The 19479-nt window shown below is 31.7% G+C and carries 9 protein-coding genes and 1 rRNA gene; 9 read left to right on the top strand and 1 reads right to left on the bottom strand.

Annotation, left to right across the window (positions count from 1 at the left end):
- The first annotated feature begins 138 nt into the window (after positions 1–138).
- The 9 genes from rrf (at position 139) to EXD82_RS08255 (ending at position 18658) form a co-directional block, all read left to right on the top strand.
- Positions 139–255 (top strand): 5S ribosomal RNA (gene rrf, locus EXD82_RS08215).
- Between the two features lie 112 nt (positions 256–367).
- A complete protein-coding gene (locus tag EXD82_RS08220; RefSeq protein ID WP_142536438.1) occupies positions 368–2254 on the top strand; it encodes a hypothetical protein in 1887 nt (628 codons plus the stop codon).
- A 17-nt stretch (positions 2255–2271) separates the two neighbouring features.
- Positions 2272–4593 carry an ATP-dependent helicase gene (locus EXD82_RS08225; RefSeq protein ID WP_142536439.1) on the top strand — a complete coding sequence of 774 codons (2322 nt, stop codon included), beginning with the start codon at positions 2272–2274 and terminating at the stop codon, positions 4591–4593.
- Positions 4594–4645: 52 nt separating this feature from the next.
- Positions 4646–5407, top strand: coding sequence for a PD-(D/E)XK nuclease family protein (locus tag EXD82_RS08230; protein WP_142536440.1), 762 nt, complete (start codon positions 4646–4648; stop codon positions 5405–5407).
- Positions 5397–8885 (top strand): helicase-exonuclease AddAB subunit AddB, encoded by a 3489-nt coding sequence (gene addB, locus EXD82_RS08235; protein WP_246082036.1) that lies wholly within the window; start codon positions 5397–5399, stop codon positions 8883–8885. The genes EXD82_RS08230 and addB overlap by 11 nt, the downstream gene beginning before the upstream one ends.
- Entirely contained in the window at positions 8885–12547 is a 3663-nt protein-coding gene (addA, locus tag EXD82_RS08240) for a helicase-exonuclease AddAB subunit AddA (protein WP_142536441.1), read from the top strand. The genes addB and addA overlap by 1 nt, the downstream gene beginning before the upstream one ends.
- A 21-nt stretch (positions 12548–12568) precedes the next feature.
- On the top strand, positions 12569–13768 hold the full coding sequence (gene sbcD / locus EXD82_RS08245) for an exonuclease subunit SbcD (RefSeq protein WP_142536442.1): 1200 nt from the start codon (positions 12569–12571) through the stop codon (positions 13766–13768).
- Positions 13768–17292: an SbcC/MukB-like Walker B domain-containing protein gene (locus EXD82_RS08250; RefSeq protein ID WP_142536443.1), complete on the top strand. Its 3525-nt coding sequence runs from the start codon at positions 13768–13770 to the stop codon at positions 17290–17292. The genes sbcD and EXD82_RS08250 overlap by 1 nt, the downstream gene beginning before the upstream one ends.
- A gap of 112 nt (positions 17293–17404) precedes the next feature.
- Entirely contained in the window at positions 17405–18658 is a 1254-nt protein-coding gene (locus EXD82_RS08255; RefSeq protein WP_142536444.1) for an HlyC/CorC family transporter, read from the top strand.
- A 200-nt stretch (positions 18659–18858) separates the two neighbouring features.
- On the opposite strand, the gene EXD82_RS08260 is transcribed toward EXD82_RS08255, so the two are convergent.
- Entirely contained in the window at positions 18859–19440 is a 582-nt protein-coding gene (locus tag EXD82_RS08260) for a methyltransferase domain-containing protein (RefSeq protein WP_142536445.1), read from the bottom strand.
- Positions 19441–19479: the final 39 nt, after the last annotated feature.

Below are 19479 nucleotides of genomic sequence, written 5' to 3' on the forward strand. Positions count from 1 at the left end.
CGTGGTTGATAGGTCAGAGGTGGAAGTGCAGCAATGTATGCAGCTTACTGATACTAATAGGTCGAGGACTTGACCAAGATAAATGATGGAAGATGTATGTATGCGGTTTTCAGAGAATCACTCTGTAACAGAAGATTATGTGGTTACTATAGCAGAGAGGATACACCTGTTCCCATTCCGAACACAGAAGTTAAGCTCTCTAGCGCTGATGGTACTTGGGGCGAAGGCCCCCGGGAGAGTAGGTCGTAGCCACGTAATCTTTTTTTATTTTTGATAAAGGCAGTGTATATACACTGTCTTTTTTTATTCTGTATTATTAAATATGATATAATAAGAATATATGTTCGCAAATAATTTGGAGGAAAATATGATTAAAATATATAAATATAAAACTTTTAATGAACTGAATACAGCTTTAAAAATATTTTATAAAAAAAGATTAGAAGTACTGAATGGAAGAAGCAGCAGAATTCTATTGTTTATTTCCGGGAGAAAACAGGCAGATAATATAAAAAACAGTGTAGAGGGAGTTTATGAAGAAATTGAAGCATATACATATAAGTGGTTTGTCAGGAAAGAAATGGAATTATATTTTCCACTATATGACAAAATGAATACAGATAATACACCATTATCTGTAGAGGATTGTGTTTCAGAGTATGTATTATACAAAGATATAGAAAAGAAAAGAAGAGAGAGTTTATATTTTGATGATATAACATCATCATCTGAAAATATTGCAAAAAGTATATGCAACAATATGAAATCAGCAGCTGAATTCTGTACAGACATATTTTCAACAGGGGAAAAAATATATTATACAAAGAAAAATATGGATAGAATAGAGAGAAAATCATTCTCTGAAAGTGATGCAATGATATCGAATATGATTGAGAAATTTAATAAATCATGTTGTATGAATGAAGCTATGTATTTGTGGAAGTATACGGAAGAACTTTTAAATAATGATAAATATATAGAATCAGTATCAGAAAGATTTGATACTGTAATTGTAGATTCGATGGAAAAGATGAGTATATCAGAAGCTTTACTTTTGAAGAAACTACAGGAAAGAGGAAAAGACATACATATATTCAGTCTTATAAATGGTGAATTATCATCATTTGAAAGTATTGATATAGATGAAATAAATAATATATTTAGCATAGATGAAAATAAATCGGATAACCATGAAGATATACAGGAATACTATTACAAGATAAAAGAAATAATTGATGTGCAGACAATTCCGGATATGATTGATGAATTATCATATATTATTAAGTCATTGGAAAAAAGTGGACTAAATAAAAATGATATAGCGATTATTCTTCCACCAGGAAGTTATATAAGTTCTATTGATGTTATAAAGAAACTGGAAAAAGAAAATATAAAATCGGAATCTTTAATATCTGATAATATGGTATCTGATAATATTACAGCACAGGCCCTGATTACATCTCTTATGATTTTTGATAATGAGGGTGAAGGAGCTCATATTATAGAATATATGAAATATATAAGATTTATACAGGAAATATTTGATGTAAATTCGATCAAGGCATCTGAAATGTACAAATCATATATAAAAGAAAAATATAATGAAGAAAAATCGATGGATGCGGAAAGTGTAAATAGTCTTATTGAGTATATAAGAACAAACAAAAGTATTGATACACTATCAGATTTTGCAAGAAAGTTTTCTGAAGAAAAAATAATAAATAATAAACATAAATCAGATTATTGTCATGAGATGTATATAGAAAAGATAAGAGTATGCAGAAGAATAGTGTCGGAACTGGAAAAACTGGAGAAACTTTGCGAGAAAGATGTTATAAATAGAGAAGATATTTTTAAAATACTTGAGTATAGAATAAAGGACTATATTCCAGGATATAAAACAGATGAGATAATAAATGGTGATGATATTGTTATAATGACACCGGGAATGTATATAAATGCAGGTGATATAAGAAAAACTGTAATGATAATGGATATATCAAATAGTATGTGGAGTCCTAAGATAGATAAGGAAATATCAAACAGAGAAGTTCTGAAAAAATCATATCCTGAGAAAAGAGTATTCACAGATAGTGATGAGGATATTCTAAGAAAAAAATATTCAAAAAATCTATTATTATCTATAATGAAACAGGCGGATAGGATATATACATTTAGAAGTGAATATTCCATAAATGGATTTATACAGGACAGTATGATAAATACAGAAATAAATAAAGTAGAAGAGATATAAAATCTCAAGGAGGAACAATGGATAATATTGTCTATAGGGAAGATCAGGTTGAAATAATGAAATACAGAAGTGGAAGTATGGCAGTTCCAGCAGTACCTGGAGCCGGAAAGACTTTTATCGTAACAAGACTCGTAGCAGATCTTATTGAAAATGAATTAAAAAAAGGCGAAAAAATACTTATTCTTACATATATGAACAGTGCAGTAAACAACTTCAGGGGAAGGATAAAAAAACTTATATCGGAAAAATATGAAGTAAGTGAAAATGAATCTGATGATAATTGTGATGAAAAAAGAAAAAAATTGAGAAGGATGTTAAACTCATATGAGGTTATGACTATACATAGTCTCGCAACAAGAATAATAAAGGAAAATCCTGAAGAATCTATGCTTGATGAAGATTTCAGAATAGCAGATGATGTACAGAGAAATATGATTCTTGAAAGATGCATAGAAAAATATCTTGAAAGCGAAAAAGGTAAAAGATATTTCATGAGATTTATAAAACAGGAAAAAAGAGATATAGAGAATCCTGATAATATGGAAAGAAAAAAAGAAAGCTGGAAGGTTGGTTTTCGGGAGCTTATATCGAAATCAATAAGCAGACTTAAATATAATTCAATAACACCGGATATTTTATACGAGAGAACATCTGAAGTTGGATACAAGGGTATAATGATAATTGTAGAGCCTATATACAGTATGTATTCGCATGAACTGAAATCCATGGGACTTCTGGATTTTGATGATCTTCTTATAAAGGCATATACAATAATAAAGAATAACTCTGAAATAAGAGAAAAACTAAGTAAAAAATATAGATATGTATTTGAGGATGAGTGTCAGGATTCAAATGAGCTTCAGGGAAAAATAATAAAACTTATATCAGGTGAAGGCGGAAATCTTGTAAGAGTAGGAGATATAAATCAGAGTATAAGCGGTACTTTTTCAGAATCTGATCCTGAATTTTTCAGAAGATTTATAAATGAGGCTGATGTATGTCACAGGATGGATATGTCAAACAGAAGTTCAAAGGATATAATAGAACTTGCAAACTATCTGGTTGAGTCTGTAAATGAAAGACTACCGGAAAGAATCTGTTCTGATGCACTTGAAAATATGAAAATAAGACCTGTACCTGAGGAAATGGGATACAAAGAAAATCCTAAAACAGAAAGATACAGTATAAACACAAAATGGTATACAAATAGAAGCTTCCATGATGAGATAAGAGAAACAGTAAGGTATATAGGAAATATACAGAAGAAGTATCCGGATAAAAGCATAGGAGTACTTGTTCCATACAACAAAGACCTGTTTCTTTTGGCAAAAGAGCTTCAGAAAAATAATATTGAATATGAAAATATGGGTGGAGGTTTTGAAAACAAGAAAAAACTTACAACAGATATAGCTGATATAATAGATTTTATAGCTTCTATTGGAAGAATTGAAAAAAAAGATCTGACAGAAAAACTTATATCCATAGTAGAAAATATATTTATAGAGGATGAAGATGAGCATATTAAAAATGACTTTATAGAAAATTTCAGGAATATAGATCCCGAAAAACTTATTTATGAGTTTGACGAATTGGATTTAGACAATATAGATTATGAAACATCGATATACCATAAGATGAAATACGGAATCAGATGTATAAAGGAAATTATGGATTTCTCAGAAAATAGAATAGATAGACTGATTCTTGAAATAGGAGATAAAATTGCAAAAGACAACGAGGATGCTGCTCTTATAGAATATATAGCATTTTATATTGGATATAGAGTAAAAGAAAACAGAAATATAACATATGACGATGCAGCTTTTCTTATAAGGGATGAGAAAAACAATATTTTCAGACATATAATGGAAATTCTAAGTAATATGGATGGATATGAACCTACACCTGGAAGTGTTACAATATGTACATATCATAAGTCAAAGGGGCTTGAATGGGATTGTGTATTTATGCTTAGAAATGATTCCTTTATATTTCCAGACAACAAAGGATGCAGTTTTCAGTGTGAGAAATATTATTTAAGAGAAGATTATAAAAATCCGGAAGCACTTATAGCTTCGGAGATAGAAAAATTAACCGATGGGACAAAACGCACAGATTTTAAAAACAGTATAAAAGAAGATATAATAAGGGAAAAAATAAGACTTTTATATGTTGCAATAACAAGAGCAAAGGAAATGCTTATAATATCTGGAGCGGATTTTGTAAACGATAATACGAAAGAACGATATTTAAAAGGAATGAGAGGCGTAAGGAAACAGACTAAAAGCTGGTATTTTAAAGAATTGGAGAAAAAAATATTTGCAGAGAGAAACAAATAATGTAATAGAAATAAATATAAAGCTGTATATGACAGTATAAGGAGGAATATCTTTGAAGCAAGTAGATTTAAAAAGATTTGTGTTCAGTCAGAACTCTCTGAATACATTCAGGATATGTCCAAAAAAATTCAGATACAAATATATAGATAGGATAGGATGGGAAAAGGACGATAAAGAGTACTACGATTCTATGGAAATGGGTAGAGATTTTCATCTTATCTGTGAAAGATATTTCAGGAATATTCCTATTGGAAATCTCGATTTCGATAAAAGTGGGAAATTTTCAAAATGGATAGAAAGAATAAAAAATATAGTATCAATAGAAGATGAGAAAAAATACCTTCCAGAGTATGGAGTATTTATAAACATAGAAGGCGTAAGAATAAATGCGAAATATGATTTGGTTGTAATATACACTGAAGACGGAAAAGAGTGTATAGATATATGGGACTGGAAGACTGAAAACAGAAAAATAACATATAAAGATGCATCCATGAGAATGCAGACAACAGTATATATGTATATGGCGTATGAAGCTGTTACCCAAATACATGGTATAGATAAGAATAATGTAAGAATAAGAATGATGTATTATCAGCCGGATTATTCCGATCAACCTGTAAGAATAGAATATACGGACGAAAAAATTTCAGAAGATAGAAAAAGAATATATGGAATTATAGAAAATATAGAAACATCAGATTTTATACCTATAAATAAAAATGGATGCAAATGGTGTGAATTCTCAAGAATCTGTGATGAATGTGGAGTAGAAGATTTGGATTTTGATTATTATCAGGAGGATGGTGAATAGATTGGGGCTTAGATTTATACTTGGTAGAAGTGGATGCGGTAAAACAGAAAGAATGTTCAAAGAGATAAAAAATCATCTGAAAACAGATGAAAAAACTCCTATTATAATACTTGTTCCGGATCAGTTTACATATGAAATGGAAAAAAGAGTAAGCTCTCTGTTTGATGGAGATATAAAGGATAAGTATCTCAGAGTAAGACCTATGGGTATGGGAAGTCTTTCTGATATGATTCTTTCAGAGAGTGGTGGACTTTCAAAAGTAGGTATAAATTCTTCTGGAAAAGCTATGATTGTATATAGAGCAATAGAAAAAAATGCTGATAAAATGAGGATATTTAAAGATGCATACAAGCAGATAGGATTTGTACAATCTATATCTGATGTAATATCAGAAATGAAACAGTTCAAGATAGATTCGCAGAAACTTATGAATATATCAGAGGATGTTAAAAATGAAAATCTGTCTATGAAACTAAAGGATATCGCGGATATATATTCAACTTTTGAAGATGATATGAGCACAAAATATGTAGATATACACGACAGAGTATCAAGTATGACAAAAAATATAAAAAATAGCAGTTTTGTATCCGGATCATATGTATATATAGATGGATTTACAAGTTTTACTCCAAATCAGTATGACCTTCTGGGAGAAATTATAAAATACTCAAAAGAGACAACAGTAATTCTTACATTGGACTATCCGAATAAATCTGGTATAGAGGATATGTTTTCTGGAAGTAGAAACACATACAGAAAGCTAAAAAGTCTTTGCGAAAAAGAAGGGTTTTCATATGAACCTAAAAACTGCATAAATATGTATAATGAAAAAATTCATAGGTTCAGAGGAAATAAAGAACTGGAGCATCTGGAAAAAAACTATAGTACATATCCATATAGAATGTATATAGATGAAACAGAAAGTATAAAAATAAAAGAATACAGAGATATGTATCAGGAAATAGAAAAAACAGCATCTCAGATAGCATCTGATATAAGGGATGGAAAATACAGATATAGAGATATAACCGTTGCGACAAGAAATCTTGAGAGATATGAATCTCTTATAAAATCAATTTTTTCGGAATATGAAATACCTTTTTTCATAAACAAAAAGGGAGATGCAATGGAAAATCCCATAATAATCATGATTCTATCAGTTCTTGAAATGAAAAGAAGAAGATATGGATATGAAACAATGTTCAGATATATAAAAAGTAATATGACTGGACTTGGCCATGATGAGATATCCGAGCTTGAAAACTATGTGATAGCGAATGGTATATCCGGATCAAAATGGTTTGAGGAAAACTGGAACTACAGAACAGGCAATTATGCTTTTGATATAGAAGAAAGTGAAGAAGAGATAGAGAAAAGAAACAGAATAAACGAAATAAAAGAAAAAGTAATAAAACCGATAAGAGATTTTGACAGAAAACTATCGGAAAAAAGCAGAAACAGAGTATCGGATATATGCAGATATCTGTATGAATTTTTATGTGATATAGATATATTTGGTCAAATAAATATTTCCATTGAAAAGTTCAGAAGGGAAGGAAAACTGGAAGAAGCTGCAAGATATGCTCAGGTATGGAATACAGTTTCTGACATGCTTGATCAGCTTGTGGAAATACTGGGAGATGAGTTCATCTCACTTGAGAGATTTTCAAGAATAGTAAATCTTGCATTTTCGGAGTATAGCCTTAAAACAGTTCCTCCTGGAGCTGATGAAGTAATGGTAACAGGGATAGATAGAATGAAAAGTTCTGATACAGCGTGTATTTACCTGATAGGAACAAATGATGGCGTTTTTCCTGCAACTGCTGTAGAAAGAGGTCTTATATCGGATTCTGACAGAGGATATATAACAGATATTGGAGTTGAAGTAGACAAAGACAGCAGAGCCAAAATATACGATGAACAGTTTCTGGTATACAAAGCACTGACATCTACTTCAAAGGAGCTTATAGTAAGTTATCCGGTTTCTGACTATGAAGGAAAGACAATGAGGCCATCGATAATAGTATCGAGAATAAAAAGAATTTATCCGAATGTAAATCTGAAAAGCTATATACAGGAAAATCAGGATGATATGTATGGAAGAGAGAATATAGTATCTCCAAAACCTCTTTTCAATAGTTTTGTAGAGGGAATAAGAATTTTTTCAGAAGGATATATGAAAGAAAATGAAAAGGATATATTTTTCGATTTATATAGGTATTATTCAGAAAATCAGGAGTATAGAAATGTTACAGAAAACTCTATAGATGCACTTGATTTTACAAATCAGGAAGAAAATATAGATAAAGAAATGACTGATAAACTTTACCCCGAAAAAACAGTTAGTGTATCAAGGATAGAAAAATACGCTGGTTGTCCTTTTGCATATTTTGTGGAGTATGGATTAAAGGCTTCGGAAAGAAAAGAATATGAGTTTACAGCACCGGATGTAGGAAGCTTTGTTCACAGGGTTATAGAAATTTTTTCAAAAAATATGAAAAGAGACAGTATAACATGGCATGAAGTAGATGAACTTTATATCTCAATAAGGGCATCAAAAATTGTGGACGAAATGGTGGCAAAGATTCCGGGATATATTCTGGAGAGTTCTCCAAAATATAGATTCCTGTCTGAAAGATTGAAAAAACTTGTATCTGCATCAATAAAAATAATAGCAATGCAGATAAAAGCCGGTAATTTTGAATCGGAAGACTACGAGGCAGCATTTGGAAGAGAAAGAAAATATCCGCCTATAAAAGTGGGAACAGATAGAGGCGAAACACTGGAACTTATAGGAAAGATAGACAGAATTGATAGCTGTGTAGACGAGGATAATAGAAAATATATAAGAATAGTTGATTATAAATGGGGAGATAGAGATATAAATCTGAATGAAGTATATCATGGACTTCAGCTTCAGCTGATAGTATATATGAACGCTATACTTGAAGGTCAGAAATACAGCAACGATAAAGTTTTAATATCGCCGGATCCGGCGGGAATGCTGTACAGCAGATTAAACAATCCTATAATAAAAACAGAGGAGCCTATATCAGACGATGAACTTGAGAAGAAAATATTTGAAAGCTTTAAAATGAAGGGACTTCTGATATCAGATCCTAAAATTCTTATAAATATGGATAGAAATCTGCTTATAAATGGAAAATCGTCAGTTATAAGGGCAGAAATAAAAAAAGATGGAACTGTATCTCAAAGAACATCGGGGGTTACGAAGGAGCAGTTCGATATACTTAGACAATATACAAAGAAAAGAGTATCAGAACTATGCAGTGGAATGATGTCCGGTAATATAAGAATTGAGCCCGTAAAAAGTGGAGAAAGAAACAGTTGTGAGTTCTGTCCATATTCCGCTATATGTCAGTTTGATACTTCCATAAAAGACAATAAATATACGGTTATAAAAAATCTGACTCCAGATGAGGTTATATTCAGAATGAAAGGAGAGCTCGAATAATGGGAGGACCTAAATGGACAAATGAACAGCTCGAAGTAATTGAACATAGAGGTGGAAATCTTCTGGTATCTGCAGCTGCAGGTTCAGGGAAAACAGCGGTTCTGGTTGAGAGAATAATAAGAATGGTTGTAGAGGATAGAATAGATATTGATAAACTTCTGGTTGTTACGTTTACAAATGCAGCTGCATCTGAGATGAGAGAAAGAATAGCTGATGCAGTCGCTGAAAAACTGGAAAAGAACCCTGCTGATGAATATCTTCAGAGACAGATGCTTCTTATAAATAGAGCAAAGATAACAACTATACATTCCTTTTGTCTAGATGTCATAAAATCCAATATACATCTTACAGATATAGACCCTAATTTTAGAATAGGGGACAGTACAGAATGTGCTCTTATGGAGCAGGAAGCAATAGATGAGATTTTTGAGGAAAAATATATATCAGGTATGAGCGAAAAAGATGAAGGAAGTGAATTTCTGAATATAATAGAGTGTTTTGCAGAAAGAAACGGAGATCGGAAGGTTCAGGAGATGATAATTGATATTGCACATTTTGCATCATCATTTCCAAATCCATATAGATGGTTAATAAATTCAGCAGAGATGTTTCAGTCTGAAGGATTTGTATTTTCTGAATCTGTATGGGCTGAAGCTATAATGAGGTACTCTGAAATAGAGCTTGAGGGTATACAGAAAAAACTTGAGACAGCATGTGAAATTTTGGTACCGTATATAGATGTGATTGCAAAATCTGAAAAGATATTCAATGAGAGAAACACTATAAAAGAAATAGCAGAAAGTAAAAACTGGGATGAATTTATATCTAAGATATCCTTATTCGAACCTGAAGACTATAGAAAAGGTAAGAAAATACCTAAAGATGAAGAGGATGCTAAAGAAGTATGGGAGTACGCCAAGTCTTTAAGAGATGATGCAATAAAATCAATGAAATCAATATCAAGTGGATATGGAAGAATAAATCAGGAAGATATTTCATATGAGATGGATATTATGTATCCTGTAATATCTGAAATAGTGGGTACTGTTATAGAGTTTATGAAAAGATTTCAGGAGAAAAAGCTGGATAAAGGAATTATAGATTTCAGTGATATAGAGCATATAGCACTAAATATACTTACTGAAGAAGATGAAAGCGGCGAGTTGAAACCTTCTGATGCAGCTCTGGTTTATAGGGAAGAGTTCAAGGAAATATTTGTAGATGAATATCAGGACAGTAACTTTGTTCAGGAAAGTATTCTTGAAAGCATAGCAAAACCGGATGAACCAAATAGATTTATGGTTGGAGATGTAAAACAGAGCATATATAAATTCAGACAGGCAAGACCGGAAATATTTATAGACAAATATACAAAATATCCGGAAGAAAAAGGAGATTTAAACAGAAAGATACTTCTATATAAAAATTTCAGAAGTAGAGAATCTGTTCTTGATTCAGTAAATAATTTATTTGAAAAGATAATGAGCTCTAATGTCGGGGAAATAGAATACAATGAAAATGAAAGACTGAATCCGGGAACGATATTTGAAGAGTACGAAAATGAAAATAAAACAGTTGCCAATGGATGTGAGATTCATCTTATAGACAAAAAAGAGGAAATTCAGTCTGATGATGAGGATATAGATAACATACAGCTTGAGGCCAGAATGGCAGGAAAAATAATCAAAGACATTGTAGAGTCAAAAGAATATATGGTATACGACAAAAAAGAGGGCGGATATAGGCCTGCAAAATACAGAGATATAGTAATTCTTATGAGGGCAACTTCTGTATGGGGACAGACTTTTTCTGATGAACTCACAGAGATGGAAATACCTGTATATGCCGATGCCGGAGCAGGATATTTTGATACAGTTGAAATAAAAACAATAATTTCTCTTCTGAAAATAATAGATAATCCAATGCAGGACATACCACTTATAGCGGTCATGAGATCGCCTATGTTCGGATTTAATGCAGGAGAGCTTGCAGATATAAGAAGCTGTGACAGAAACAGAACGTTTTATGAGGCTCTCAAAAAACACGCATCATCAGATAATGGAGAAAAATCGGCTTATTTTCTTGATAAACTTGAAAAATACAGGTATATGTCAGGTTATATGAGTACGGATGAACTTTTATGGTATCTTTACAGTGATACAGGGTATTACAGTTATGTTGCAGTTCTTCCCGGTGGAGAACAGAGACAGGCGAATCTTAGAATTCTATTTGAGAGAGCCAAGCAGTTTGAGGATACGAGTTTTAGAGGAATATTCAATTTTATAAATTTTGTTGACAAGCTTGAAAAATCAGGAAATGAAGTAGGGGAAGCAAAAACAATCTCAGAAGCTTCAGACGTTGTGAGAATAATGAGTATTCACAAAAGTAAAGGACTTGAATTTCCTATAGTACTTTGCTGCGGTATGGGCAAGAAGTTTAACATGAGGGATATGAACAGTGATATACTGTATCATTCAGAGCTTGGATTTGGAATGCAGATAGTAAATTCAGATACAAGACTTTCATATCCATCTGCAATAAAAAATATAATCAAGAAAAAAATGGAGCTTGAAACAAAGTCCGAAGAAATGAGAATTCTTTATGTTGCTATGACAAGAGCAAAGGAGAAACTTATTCTTACTGGAAGTGTAAATAATGTGGACATGGCGTATGAAAGATGGGAGAAAATATCAAGAGATATAGGAGACTACAGCTCTATGAAGTCTAATACATATATAGACTGGATAATGCCTGTTGTACTTGATTCAAAATCCAAATCAGAAAATATATGGAATGATAAAATATGGAAAAAAAGTGATATAATGAAAACCCCAGAAGATACTGAGGAAATAAAAAAATCAGATATTTTCAGAAAAGAAATAGATAAATATTCAAGCGGCAGAAATTATGATTGGATAAAAAACAGGTTGGAATATGAATATCCATATCAGAAAAGCTGCGAAAGATCAGAAAGTATTTCAGTAAGTGAAATAAAAACTCTTTCAAACAGAAGCGAGGATGATGACTCGGAGATAGTATATATGTCTACAGATGAAAATACTGGAACAAATAATGAAATACCTATAAAAACAATGGACTATGAAATAAAAGTACCAAAGTTCATACAGGATACAAAAGATGAAAAACTTACTGGTGCAGCAAAAGGAAGTGCAGTACATTTATTTATGCAGCTTGTTGATTTAGATAGGGTTTCAGATATACAGGAAATAAAATCACAGATTGAAGATATGAAAAAACGTGAAGTGATTACCGAAAAGGAAGCAGAAGTGATAAATCCTTATTCAGTTTATAAATTTTTTGAATCTGATACAGGAAAGAGAATGAAAAGAGCAAAATTTATTGGAAGAGAAAAATCATTCTGCAGAAATATAAAGGCATCAGATGTATATAAGAATGAATCTGGTGAGGAAAAACTCATGCTGAGGGGAATAATAGACCTTTATTTTGAGGAAGATGATGGTAAAATAGTTCTTGTCGATTATAAGACAGATTATGTCACAGAAGAAACTATAGATGAGATAAAATCAAGATATAGAAAACAACTTGAAGTATATGAAGAAACTCTTGAAATAATAACTGGAAAAACAGTAAAAGAAAAATATCTTTATCTGTTTGGACTAGGTAGGAGTGTTTCTATATAGTTGATGATTGGGGGAGATAGATTGAGATTTATACATACATCAGACTGGCATCTCGGTAAAAATCTGGAAGGGCATCCGAGAATAGATGAGCAGAGAAAATTCTGTGAGGATTTTGTAAAAATAGTAAAAGAAAAAGATGTGGATATGGTTATAATAGCGGGTGATATATATGATACCGCTAATCCACCTGCCGAAGCGGAAAGACTTTTCTATAAGACAGTCTCTGAAATAGCTTCAAATGGGCAAAGATGTGTGGTTGTAATAGCAGGTAACCATGATAGTCCTGATAGAATATCTGCAGCTTCAAATCTTGCATTTGAGCAGGGGATACTTATATTTGGATATCCTTTAAGTAAGACATATACCGGCAAATTTGATGGATTTGAAATAATCGATGCAAAAGAGGGAATGACAACAATTAAAATAAAAGATGAGGAAATAAAACTTCTTACACTTCCTTATCCAAGTGAAAAAAGACTGAATGATGCATTTGGAGCTACTTCTGATGAGGAAAGGCAGATGACTTATTCACAGAAGGTTGGAGATATATTCAGAAATCTTCAGAAAGAGTTCAGAGAGGATACTATAAATATTGCTGTTTCACACATATTTGTAGCTGGTGGAGAAAGCAGTGATTCCGAAAGACAGATACAACTAGGAGGAAGTCTTCTTGTTGAGAGAAGAGATCTTCCAAACAGAGCTCAATATACGGCACTTGGACACCTGCACAAACCTCAGAAAGGTTCAGAACTTGGCTGTGTATATTATTCAGGATCACCTCTTCAGTACAGCAAAAGCGAGAGAATCTACTCTAAAGGAGCAAAACTTGTGGAATTACATCCAGGTGAAAAAGCGATTGTAGAGGACATAATGTTTAAAAATTATAAGCCTATAGAAGTATTTAAATGCAGAGGAATATCAGATGCAATAGAAGTCAGTGAAAAAAATTCAGGAAGAGAGATATGGTCTTATTTTGAAATAGAAACTGATGAGGTAATATCTCAGGAGAATATCAAGATATTAAAAGGAAATCTGAAAGATATAATAGAGATAAAACCTATTATGAAAGAGATTGAAAGAGAAATAAAATACACTGATATAAGGAAAAAATCCATGGCTGAACTTTTCAGAGATTTTTACAGATTCAGCAGAAATGCGGAACCATCAGGTGAACTTATGAGCATGTTTATGGAAATTGCAGGAGAAGGAGGTGAAGAATAGTGAGACCTATAAAACTGGAGATACAGGGACTTAATAGTTATATATCAAAACAGACAATAGATTTTACAAAGCTTACAGAAAGAGGACTTTTTGGTATTTTTGGTAAGACCGGCAGTGGAAAATCTACAATACTTGACGCAATGACTCTTTCTTTATATGGAAATATATCCAGAAATACAAAAGAATATATAAACAGTATGTCTGAATGTGCAAAAATAAGGTATGAATTTGAAATCGGCGGCAGAGGTAATGAAAGATATTATATAGTAGACAGAACAATTGAAAGAACAAAAACAGGCATAAAGACACCCTATGCAAGGATTATAGAAAAAAAAGCCGATAGCGAGGATGTTCTTGCTGAAAAAGTACAGGATGTAAATAGCAGAATTATATCTATAATAGGACTTACAGCTGAGGACTTTACAAAATCGGTAGTACTTCCACAGGATAAGTTCAATGACTTTCTTAAGCTGGGCGGAGTGGAAAGAAGAAACATGCTTGAGAGAATATTCGGTCTTGAAAAGTATGGAAAACTTCTTACAGAAAAGGTTCGAAAAAGAAAGAGCAATAGAAATATTGAACTTGAGAAATTAAAAACTTCTGTAGAAATGTATGAAGGAAAGACAAGAGAAGCTTTTGAGAATATGAGAAAAGAATCTGAAGATATAAAGGAAAATATCAGAGATGAAAAAAGAAGCCTGAATGAAAAAACTGAAAAGTATGAACAGGGGAAAGAACTGTTTGAAAATATAAGACTTCTTTCGGAATGTGAAAAAAGATTAGGTGAATATGAAGAAAGAAAAGATGATATAGAATCAAAAAGAAAATGGCTTGAAAGAGCAATAAATGCAAATAGCATATTACCTCAGATTGAAGCTTCTGAAAAACTCTCTGAAACAGTTGAAAAAACATCTTCAGAAATAAAAGAAATAGATAGGGAACTTCAGATTGAAAAGAAAGAACTGGATGTAATAAAAATCAGATATAATGAAGCGTATTCAAAGAAAGAGGAGAGAATACCGAGATTAAGTAGAGAAAAGATAAAATATGAGGATGCAATAGTTTATGAAAATGAAGCATTAAATCTTGAAAAAGAAATAAAGAACATAAAAAATAGGATAGACGAGCTAGAAGTCATAAAATCAGAGGAAGAAAGAAATATATCAAATGAAAATCTATCTCTTCTAAAATCAGAAAAAAGATTAAAAGAGATAGATGACGAGTTATCCAGAATAAGAGTATCAGCTGCATACAGACAGGATGTTGAAAACGGCAGCGAGATGGAAAAAGAGTTAAAAAGAATAAAATCTGAATACGAAAAACTTCAATATGATATAGAAAAAGAACAGATTACTTATGATGATAAAAGATATAGACTGGCTGTTTCTGAAAAGTCAATGAAGGATAACGAAGAAAAAAGAAATAACATAAATTCAGCAATTATAAAACTTGAAGATAAGAAACCGGTAAGTAATGCGGAGATTTCATCAAAAGCTGTTTATATTTCAGAACTTTCATCAGAAATAAAAAGAATTTCAGAACTTGAAAATAAAAAGGATTCTATAATGCTTGAACTGAGTGAAAACAGTGAAAAAATGCATAAAATAAAAAGAGAGATTTCTGAATGTAATGATAAAATATCAAAGGCTGAAAGAGATATACAGACATTCGAAAAAAATATTGATGAAATGAAATATAGAAATAGAGTCTCAGAAATAAGGAAAGAACTTGAGGAAGGTAAACCATGTCCTGTATGTGGATCTATTCACCATATGAGAAGTGATTCAGAATCGTATGATGACAGAATACAGTATTATGAGGAAAATCTGGAAAAAGTCAAAATAGAAAAATTACAGTTAAGTGAAAAACTTGAAGAGCTGAACTCTGATTACGGCGGATATAAGTCTATGCATACAATAAAAACCGTGGAACTGGAACAGGTAAAATCATCTATAGGTGAAAAAAATTCAAGAGAACTTATAAATAAACACGATAATGAAAAAAGATTATTAGAAAGAGCCAGAGTTTATTCAGAGGAATGGGAGAAAGAAAAACGCAGACTTGAAGAAGAGTATCGAAAAGCAAATGATGAATATACTAAATCAGAAAAAGAATATACTGCATATAAGATAGAATGTGAACATAAAAATGATTCGTTAAAAAGAAACAGAGAGTCTCTAAAAGATATATCTCAAAACATAGAAAAGCTGAATGAAAATATTAAAAGCATAAAACTCAAGCTTAAATTAAACAATATATCATCAAGACTTGAGGAGATAAGAGCAAATGATTTGATAGAGGAAAATCTTGAAAACTCAAGAAAAGAAGTAGTATCTGAAAGAGATAAAAGTAGAGAATATATTGAAATATACAGAAAAAAAATAAATGAAATTGATCCTGAAATATATTCAGGAAAAGAAAGTATAAAAGAAAAAACAAGTATTCTTAAACAGAAAAGAGACAGTATATATGCTATTTCAAGCGGTAAAAATCTGAAAGAAATGCTCGATAAAACCGAAAAAGCAATAGAGGATATAAATAGAGAATACAGTGAGTACAAAGAAAAATACGAATCGAAAAAAGAAAAAACAGATGAACTTGAAAAAATAAAAAATAAGCTCAAGGGAGAGAATATAAGCTCTGAAAAACGGCTTATAGATCAGAAAAAAATAATAGAAAAACTGCTTCATCAAAATAGATTTGATAGTGTCTACACAGTAAAAAAATCTGCGGCAGATACAGAAACAATTCAAAATATACAATCAGAAATATCAGAATATGATGAGGGAAGAAAACATCTTGATATAAAGGTTGAAGAACTGAAGAAACTTACTGATGGGAAAAAAATAAATAAATCTGAATTTATAAATCTACAGGATGAGATAGCTATTCTTAAAAGAGATATAAGTGAAAAGGAAAAAGAATCGGCAGTAATTCAGGATAGATTATATACACTTAAAAATGATGTTGAAAAAGCTGAAGAGATAAGAGAAAAGTATAAAAAAGCATCAAAGGAATTTGAAATACTTGAGGAAATAGATAGAACTGTACGGGGAAACAGATTTGTTGAATATGCTGCAGCAAGTCATCTGAAATATATAGCTTTAGAAGCATCACAGAGACTATCATCAATAACAAATGGAAGATACGCACTCGAAATAAATGATTCTATGGAATTTGTTATAAGAGATAACTTCAATGGTGGAGAAAGAAGAGGTATAGATACTCTTTCTGGTGGAGAAACATTTATGACATCTCTTTCTCTTGCGCTTGCACTTTCTTCACAGATACAGATGAAAGGAAATTCACCACTTGAGTTTTTCTTCCTGGATGAAGGTTTTGGATCTCTGGATACAGAACTTCTGGATACTGTAATGGAATCATTGGAGAAACTTCACAAAAATGATTTAAGCATAGGTATAATATCACATGTTGAAGAACTAAAAAGCAGGGTTCCTGTAAAACTTGTCGTAACCTCAGGAGATATAGGAGAAGGTTCAAAAGTTAACATAGAATACAGTTAGAGTGTTATAAAAATAATATAAAATATAGTTAAAAAATATGATATAATGATAAATAACCATAGAATATAAAAATGATAATAACAAAAACACAAAATAAATGGGAGTGTGGTAAATTTTGGAATCGCTCGAAAGCTGGATTCAGATAATAGGTTTGGTCATATTAATTGCGGGTTCTGCATTTTTCTCAGCATCAGAAACAGCGCTTATGTCGCTTAGTAAGATAAGAATGAGACATATGCAGGAAGAAGGGGTAAAAAACGCGGATCTGGTTGCCTCTCTTATAGAAAGTCCGAATAAACTTCTAAATGCAATACTTGTAGGAAACAACGTTGTAAATATAGCAGCAACATCTATATCAACAGCACTTCTTACACGGAAATTTGGTGCAAATGGAGTTGCAGCAGCAACAGCAATAATGACAGTTGCAATACTTATATTTGGTGAGATTACACCAAAATCTGTAGCTGCAAATAATTCGGAAAAAATAGCGCTTATAGTATCAGTTCCAATAAGAATAATAATAACTGTACTTTCTCCAATAGTATGGATTTTCAGTATGATAACAAAAGTTATATTTAGACTTATTGGTATAAAACAGGATGAAAAAGACGTGTTCATAACAGAGGAAGAACTTAAGACAATGGTAAATGTCAGCCATGAAGAAGGGGTTCTTGAAATGGAGGAACGCGAAATAATAAACAACGTATTTGAATTTGGAGATATGCAGGCAAAAGATGCTATGATACAGCGTATGGATATGGTGACTGTTGAAGTTGATGATACATATGAAGATATTATAGAAGTATTCAAAGAAGAAAAACTAAGCAGACTTCCTGTATATGAAGACTCTGTAGACGATATAATCGGGATAATAAATATAAAGGATATTGTATTTATATCAGATGAAGAAAAAGAAAACTTTGATATAAAACAATATATGAGAGAGCCATTTTTTACATATGAGTTCAAGAAAATAACACAACTTCTTGAAGATATGAAAAAGGCTAAAACTCAGATAGCTATTGTACTTGATGAATACGGTGGAACTTCAGGGCTTCTTACTGTAGAGGACCTTGTAGAGGAAATCGTAGGGGATATAGAAGACGAGTACGATGAAGACGATGATGATATAGTAGTTGTTAAAGAAGACGAATATATTGTCGACGGAAGTACAAGAATCTCAGATGTAAATGAGCTTATAGGTACAGATCTTGAATCAGAGGAATTTGATTCCATAGGAGGATATTTAATAGGTTATCTTGATAGACTTCCTGAGGAAAAAGAAGTAATAGAGATTGGTAATATAAGATTCTGTATTGAAAAAGTAGAGAAAAACAGAATTGTAAAAATACATATGTATACATAAAAACTCTGTGGCTTATGCCACAGAGTTTTTTATTTTTGCGCAGTTATAGATGCTGACATTATGTATTCTCCCACAGTCAGTTGATTTCCCCATTTTTCTTCATATTCTTTTGATACAGGTTTTGTATTTATTTCAATATTTTTAAAACCAACTGTTTCAAGAAGATGTTCAAGCTCCTCTACAGAGGAAGCACCGCTTACTCAGCATGAATGCATATCCCGATTATCAGCTATATTATCAGGGAGATCTTTCATGATAACTATGTCGCTTATAGAAATTCTTCCACCGGGCTTTAGGATTCTGAGTATTTCCTGATATACTCTTCTTTTATTATCAGAAAGATTTATTACACAGTTTGAAATACATACATCTGCATAATTATCTGCTACAGGTAGATTTTCTATTTCACCAAGTCTGAACTCAACATTTCTTATTCGATATTTCTTTGCGATAGATCTTGCCGTACTAAGCATTTCCGGCGTCATATCAACACCAATTACTCGACCTCTTCTACCGACAATAGTTCCAGAAAGAAAACAGTCAAGTCCGGCACCGCTTCCAAGGTCTACAACTATTTCACCTGTTTTTAAATCAGCAGTTTTTACAGGATTTCCACATCCAAGTCCAAGATTTGATTCTTCCGGAATTTTAGACAAGTCCTCTTCAGAATATCCTACACTTGATGAAACTTCTGCAAAAGAGTTTTTATTATTTATTATTGAATTATCAGGATTTTTTAGTATATTACTGTAATCATCTCTAAGTTTTTTATGTAAATCCAATTTACTCCGCTCCTTTAATAAATATTAATATTAAAAAAT

Origin of the sequence: Peptacetobacter hominis, from assembly GCF_006861675.1 — a bacterium.
GTDB classification, from domain to species: Bacteria; Bacillota; Clostridia; order Peptostreptococcales; family Peptostreptococcaceae; genus Peptacetobacter; species Peptacetobacter hominis.